This window comes from Citrobacter sp. wls757 (genome assembly GCF_005280935.1).
Lineage (GTDB): Bacteria > Pseudomonadota > Gammaproteobacteria > Enterobacterales > Enterobacteriaceae > Citrobacter > Citrobacter portucalensis.
Genome location: NZ_SZWU01000080.1, coordinates 129,983 through 136,535 on the forward strand (window position 1 = coordinate 129,983; position 6,553 = coordinate 136,535).

The window sequence follows — 6,553 nt, forward strand, 5'->3', positions numbered from 1 at the left end:
AGAGAAAATATAAAAAAACCGGAGCACAAGGCTCCGGTTATCGGGTCATAACCCAGGTTTATTGCTGTGGGTTTTCATCCTGGTCAACGGCAAAACAAGCCACCAGTTGACCGCCGTAATCTTTCAACTGCGGCTGAAGCTGGGTACACGGACCAAAGCGACGACGGCAGCGGGCGTTAAACGCGCAGCCCGGCGGCGGATTCAGCGGGCTTGGCAGTTCACCGGTCAGCTTGATACGCTCACGGCGATCGTCCGGGTTCAGACGCGGCGTTGCGGAGAGCAGCGCTTGCGTGTACGGATGACGCGGATTATTGAAGATTTGGTCCTTCGTCCCTTTCTCCACGCAGCGGCCTAAATACATCACCATCACTTCATCGGCAATGTGCTCGACCACCGACAGGTCGTGCGAGATAAAGACGTATGACAGCCCCAGTTCCTGCTGCAAATCCATCATCAGATTCAGCACCTGCGCACGCACCGAGACGTCCAGCGCTGAGACCGGTTCATCGGCAATCACCACGTCCGGGTCAAGCATCAGACCGCGAGCGATGGCAATACGCTGACGCTGACCGCCGGAGAACATATGCGGATAGCGGTCGTAGTGTTCGGTTTTCAGCCCCACTTTCGCCATCATCGCCAGCGCTTTTTCACGACGCTCCTCTTTGCTGAGCGTGGAGTTGATCAGCAGCGGCTCTTCCAGAATCTGCCCCACTTTCTTACGCGGGTTCAGGGAACCGTACGGGTTCTGGAATACAATCTGGATTTTCTGCCGACGCAGCTTTTGCGCCTGCGGGTCGTGCTTAAGCAGATCCTGTCCCTGGTAATACAGCTCACCGCCGGTCGGGACTTCAATCATCGTCAGCAGGCGGCCAAGGGTGGATTTCCCACAGCCCGACTCGCCTACCACCGCCAGCGTTTTACCACGCTCTAAGGTAAAGGAGACGCCGTCCAGCGCTTTCACCAGGCGCTCCGGGGCGAACATGCCCTTTTTCACCGGGTAGTGTTTTTTCAGATCAATAGCCTGCAACAGCGGCTGTGACAAAGTGGCCTTTTGCGTACTCATAGCCCAGGCCTCCCGGCATCATCAAGTGGGTAGTGGCATTTCGACTGACGACCGCCTTCCAGCAGGTTCAGTTCAGGTTCTTCAGCGCGGCATTTGTCGGTCGCATAGGGGCAGCGTGGGTTCAGCAAACAGCCGCTCGGGCGGTCATATTTCCCGGGAACCACGCCCGGCAGCGAGGCCAGACGTGCTTTATCCTGAGCAAACTCAGGCAGCGCGCGCAGCAGCGCCTGGGTGTAAGGATGACGCGGCGCGCGAAAGATATCCTGCGCGGCTCCGGTTTCTACCACCTGGCCGGCGTACATCACGATGATTTTGTGTGCCGCTTCAGCCACCAGCGCCAGATCGTGCGTGATTAAGACCAGCGCCATGTTCTCTTTTTGCTGCAATTCCAGCAGTAGCTCGATGATCTGCGCCTGAATAGTCACATCCAGCGCCGTTGTCGGTTCGTCGGCAATCAGCAGTTTCGGACGACAGGCTATCGCCATCGCGATCATCACGCGCTGGCTCATCCCACCGGACAACTGGTGCGGATATACATCCAGACGTGAGGCCGGATCGGGGATACCCACCAGCGTCAGCAGGTCTATTGCCCGCTGAATACGCGTTTTTTTGTTGCCGCCCTGGTGCACTTTAATGGCTTCCATAATCTGGTAGCCGACGGTGTAGCAGGGGTTAAGGCTGGTCATCGGGTCCTGGAAGATCATCGCCACTTCCGCACCCACTAACTGGCGACGCTCTTTCTCAGAGATGCGCTTCAGGTCGCGACCATTAAACTCCAGATTTTCGGCCATAACGCGGCCTGGGTAGTCAATCAGTCCCATAATCGCCAGCGAACTGACGGACTTACCAGAGCCGGACTCTCCTACAATGCCAACCACTTCACCCTGATTCACACTGTAGCTAATGCGGTCTACGGCGCGGAATTCGGAACCTACGTCGCCGAAATGCACCGATAATTTATCTACATTTAATAACGCCATCTCGAACCTCTTACTGCTTCAGTTTGGGATCGAGCGCGTCACGCAGACCGTCACCCATCAGGTTAAATGCCAGCACCGTCAACAGGATCGCCAGCCCCGGGAAGGTCACAACCCACCAGGCGCTTTGGGCAAACTGCAGAACGTCAGAGAGCATGGTGCCCCATTCCGGCGTAGGCGGCTGTGCGCCCATCCCCAGGAAGCCGAGGGCAGCCATATCGAGAATGGCGTTAGAGAAGCCAAGCGACGCCTGAACAATCAGCGGCGCAAGACAGTTAGGAAGAATGTTGACGAACATCTGGCGCATCGCGCCGGCTCCCGCCACGCGAGATGCAGTGACGTAGTCGCGGTTAACCTCCACCAGCACGGCGGCGCGCGTCAAACGGACATAGTGCGGCAATGCCACGAACGTCAGCGCCAGCGCGGCGTTGCCAATCGAGGGGCCAAATACAGCCACCAGCACCAGTGCCAGCAACAGGCTCGGCAATGCCAGCATGATATCGACCACACGCATGATGACGTTATCGACAATCCCGCCAAAGTAACCGGCGATCAGCCCAAGAACCACACCCATCAGCAGGGAGAGTACTACCACCAGACAGCCGACCAACAGCGACAGACGCGCACCGTACATCAGGCGGGACAACACGTCGCGGCCTACATCATCAGTACCAAACAGATGCGCCATGGTACCGCCGTCCTGCCACGCGGGAGGAGCCAGCAGCGTATCGCGGAACTGGTCTGCCGGGTTGTAGGGTGCGAGGACGTTGGCAAAGACCGCAATCAGGATCATCACCACAACGTACACCAGCCCAACAACCGCACCTTTGTTGCGTTTAAAATAGTGCCAGAACTCCTGCAGCGGAGTCATCGGCACCGGTGCAGCAATAACTTTATTTTCAGTAACCTGTGACATGATGGCCCCTTACTTCTTATGCCGAATACGCGGGTTCACCACGCCGTACAGCAGGTCTACCAGCAGGTTGACGAGGATAATCATCGTCGCGACCAGCAGCACCCCGCCCTGCACCACCGGATAATCGCGGCGTTGCAGCGCATCGATCAGCCAGCGCCCCAGTCCCGGCCACGAGAAGATGGTCTCGGTCAGGATCGCCCCGGCCAGCAACGTACCAACCTGCAGGCCGATAACGGTCACCACGGGCAGCATCGCGTTACGCAGAGCGTGAATAATGATGACGCGCATACGAGTCAGGCCTTTGGCGCGCGCGGTACGGATGTAATCTTCACCCAGCACTTCCAGCATCGATGAACGGGTCATACGCACAATGACCGCCAGAGGAATGGTACCCAGCACCATCGCAGGCAGGATCATATGCGCCAACGCATCAATAAAGTTGCCCTCTTCACCCCAGATGGCGGTGTCGATAAGCATAAAACCGGTTAGCGGATTGGAATCATCAAGGAACACCATGTCGCTCACCCGCCCAGAAACTGGCGTCAGGTTCCACTGCACGGAAACCAGCATGATCAGCATCATGCCCCACCAGAAAATCGGCATAGAGTAACCGGTCAGCGCCAGGCCAACTGCCGTGTGATCGAAAATGGAGCCGCGCTTAACGGCAGCAAGTACACCCACTGGGATACCCACTGCGACGGCGAAAATCATCGCGCAGACGCCGAGTTCCAGCGTTGCTTTGAAGCGAGGTACGAACTCTTCCCACACCGGTAAGCGGCTTTTCAGTGAGATACCTAAATCACCATGCATAACCCCCCAGATATAGTGGAGGTACTGCTGCCACATCGGCTTATCCAGACCGAGTTCAGCCAACAGTTGAGCATGACGCTCAGGGGAGATCCCACGTTCACCCGCCATGATCATAACCGGATCGCCGGGGATCATATGGACAAAGGCAAAGGTGAGAAGAGTGATACCGATAAACGTGGGGATGACGAGTCCCAAACGTCGGAGAATGAACTGCAACATAACCCGGATTCTCTCTAATGACGCACGGCCTGGAACCGTGAGTCTGTATTGCTCACAAATCTTATCCCACGCAAACTGCATCGCGGGTAAAGCATTACGCCGGAGGGCGCTGCGCTTATCCGGCCTAAACAACACCGGGGCGCAGCGCTTCCTTAATTGCTTTTAATTATTCGACAGAGACGTTTTCGAAGTGGTGTTTGCCTAATGGATCAACCACATAGCCTTTCACTTCTTTACGCACTGGTTCGTACACGGTGGAGTGAGCAACAATCAGAGCCGGAGCCTGGTCGTGCATAACAACCTGAGCTTGCTTGTACAGTTCAATACGTTTGTTGTGATCGTCGGTCGCACGCGCCGGCTGGATCAGGTCTTCAAACGGCTTGTAGCACCAGCGAGAGTAGTTGGAACCGTCTTTCGCTGCCGCACAGCTGAACAAGGTCGCGAAGAAGTTGTCCGGATCCCCGTTGTCACCGGTCCAGCCCATCATCACCGCCTGATGTTCACCCGCTTTGGCGCGTTTCAGATACTCGCCCCACTCGTAGGTCACAATCTTGGCCTGAACGCCAATTTTCGCCCAGTCAGCCTGAACCATTTCTGCCATACGACGTGCGTTCGGGTTATATGGACGCTGTACCGGCATAGCCCACAGCTCAACGGTAAAGCCTTTGTCCTGACCCGCTTCCTTCAGCAGCGCTTTGGCCTTCTCAGGATCGTAGGTGTAGTCTTTAACGTCGTCGTTATAGCCCCACATGGTCGGCGGGATCAGGTTTTTCGCGGCAACGCCAGCGCCCTGATAAACCGCTTTGATGATCGCTTCTTTGTTTACCGCGTAGGTCAGCGCCTGACGGACTTTCACGTCATCAAACGGTTTTTTCTCGGTGTTGAAAGAGAGGTAGCCAACGTTCAGACCCGCCTGTTCCATCAGGTTGATGTTTTTATCCTGCTTCATGCGCGCGATGTCTGCCGGGTTCGGGTACGGCATCACCTGGCACTCGTTCTTCTGCAGTTTGGCGTAACGCACGGAAGCGTCAGGCGTAATGGAGAAGACCAGACGGTCGATCTGCGGCTTGGTGCCCCAGTAACCTTCGAATGCTTTATACAGAATACGGGAGTCTTTCTGGTACTGCTGCAGCTGGAACGGACCGGTACCAATTGGGTTCAGATCCACTTTCTCCGGAGAACCGGCTTTCAGCATGTTGTCAGCATATTCTTTGGAAAGAATAGAAGCGAAGTCCATCGCCAGGTCAGCCAGGAACGGCGCTTCCGGGCGAGTCAGCACGAACTGAACGGTTTTATCGTCCACTTTTTTCACTTCGGAGATCAGATCCGGCAGACCCATCCCTTCGAAGTATTCATAGCTGCCGCCAGAGACTTTATGGTACGGGTTCTGGGCATTTTTCTGACGATCGAAAGAGAACACCACGTCATCGGCGTTAAAATCGCGCGTCGGTTTAAATTCTTTGTTGTCCTGCCACTTCACGCCCTGACGCAGGTGGAAGGTGTAGGTTTTGCCGTCTTCGCTGATTTCCCACTTCTCAGCAAGGCCCGGGATCACTTCAGTCGTACCGGTTTTGAACTCGACCAGGCGGTTATAGATCGGTACGGAGCTGGCATCATAGGTGGTGCCAGAGGTGAAAAGCTGCGGGTTAAAGCCTTCAGGAGATCCTTCTGAACAATAAACCAGAGTTTTAGCCTGTACGCTTGCTGCGACGGTCATAGCCACCAGGCTCAGACCAAGCTTCAGCATCCCTGACTTCTTCAAGGAAATACTCATTCTTCTGCTCCAATGTGATGTTTGTTGTTTTACCCTTTGCAGTGGGTTTGCACCGCCTGGCCTTTTTTGTTTTTTACCCGGCCGGGTCGGCGTTAAGAGGATGGGGATTCCGTTCACATAAGCGACTGAGTTGCAGTGCGGATTCTCCATGAAATGCCCCTCATACCCTACAATCTGTCAACAGAATGTGAAAACGTCAATACAGGTCACCGTGATTTACGCCAACGGTGAGAATTCACAAACAAAGATTAAAAAAAGTGCGGAAGGACATTTTCAGCAGGGAAATTTGTGCTACGCGTACTATGCCAGAATAAACATCTTCATATTTCGCAACATTTGGTGATTAACATTTATGCAATTTATTCAAACTTTCTAAATTAATGCTGCATATCTGAGCGATTAATACCATGAACGTTAAAGCGCACAGCGGAAAATGCCAGCTTCAGCCATAAGTAGCGCAAAAAAAGTTTCAAGCAAATATAAAAAAAGGCAATGGAATATGTCACAGAATCGTTAACAGTCAGTGGGAAGTGGTGCACAATTTTGGCAGATAAAATGAAGGTCAAACGTGGGGTCGGAAAAACACAAAAGACGCCCTGCCAGCGCTTCGCCTGTAGGCCGGATAAGGCGATTGCGCCGCCATCCGGCAATGTCTGTTATAGCGTGATGTTTTGCCTGATGCCGCTTCGCCTGTAGGCCGGATAAGGCGCTTGCGCCGCATCCGGCAGTGTCTGTTATAGCGTGATGTTTTGCCTGATGGCGCTTCGCCTGTAGGCCGGATAAGGCGCTTGCGC

At 54.6% G+C, this 6,553-nt stretch carries 5 protein-coding genes; all 5 read right to left on the reverse strand.

What is annotated here, in order from left to right:
• Positions 1-58: 58 nt before the first annotated feature.
• Positions 59-1,063, reverse strand: coding sequence for a dipeptide ABC transporter ATP-binding subunit DppF (gene dppF, locus FDW94_RS22645; protein ID WP_008786417.1), 1,005 nt, complete (start codon positions 1,061-1,063; stop codon positions 59-61).
• Complete coding sequence (dppD, locus tag FDW94_RS22650) at positions 1,060-2,043, reverse strand: dipeptide ABC transporter ATP-binding protein (protein ID WP_003024317.1); 984 nt, start codon at positions 2,041-2,043, stop codon at positions 1,060-1,062. Before dppD ends, dppF begins: the two co-directional genes overlap by 4 nt.
• A gap of 10 nt (positions 2,044-2,053) precedes the next feature.
• The gene (dppC, locus tag FDW94_RS22655; RefSeq protein WP_048215338.1) at positions 2,054-2,956 is read right to left on the reverse strand and encodes a dipeptide ABC transporter permease DppC; all 903 of its coding nucleotides are present in this window, start codon (positions 2,954-2,956) and stop codon (positions 2,054-2,056) included.
• 9 nt (positions 2,957-2,965) lie between these two features.
• A complete protein-coding gene (gene dppB, locus FDW94_RS22660) occupies positions 2,966-3,985 on the reverse strand; it encodes a dipeptide ABC transporter permease DppB (protein ID WP_003827415.1) in 1,020 nt (339 codons plus the stop codon).
• A gap of 166 nt (positions 3,986-4,151) precedes the next feature.
• Complete coding sequence (gene dppA / locus FDW94_RS22670) at positions 4,152-5,759, reverse strand: dipeptide ABC transporter periplasmic-binding protein DppA (RefSeq protein ID WP_003827414.1); 1,608 nt, start codon at positions 5,757-5,759, stop codon at positions 4,152-4,154.
• Positions 5,760-6,553: the final 794 nt, after the last annotated feature.

Excerpts from the sequence above, each read along its gene's own strand:
- dppF (WP_008786417.1), bottom strand. The coding sequence starts at position 1,063 with ATGAGTACGCAAAAGGCCACTTTGTCACAGCCGCTGTTGCAGGCTATT.
- dppD (WP_003024317.1), bottom strand. The coding sequence starts at position 2,043 with ATGGCGTTATTAAATGTAGATAAATTATCGGTGCATTTCGGCGACGTA.
- dppC (WP_048215338.1), bottom strand. The coding sequence starts at position 2,956 with ATGTCACAGGTTACTGAAAATAAAGTTATTGCTGCACCGGTGCCGATG.
- dppB (WP_003827415.1), bottom strand. The coding sequence starts at position 3,985 with ATGTTGCAGTTCATTCTCCGACGTTTGGGACTCGTCATCCCCACGTTT.
- dppA (WP_003827414.1), bottom strand. The coding sequence starts at position 5,759 with ATGAGTATTTCCTTGAAGAAGTCAGGGATGCTGAAGCTTGGTCTGAGC.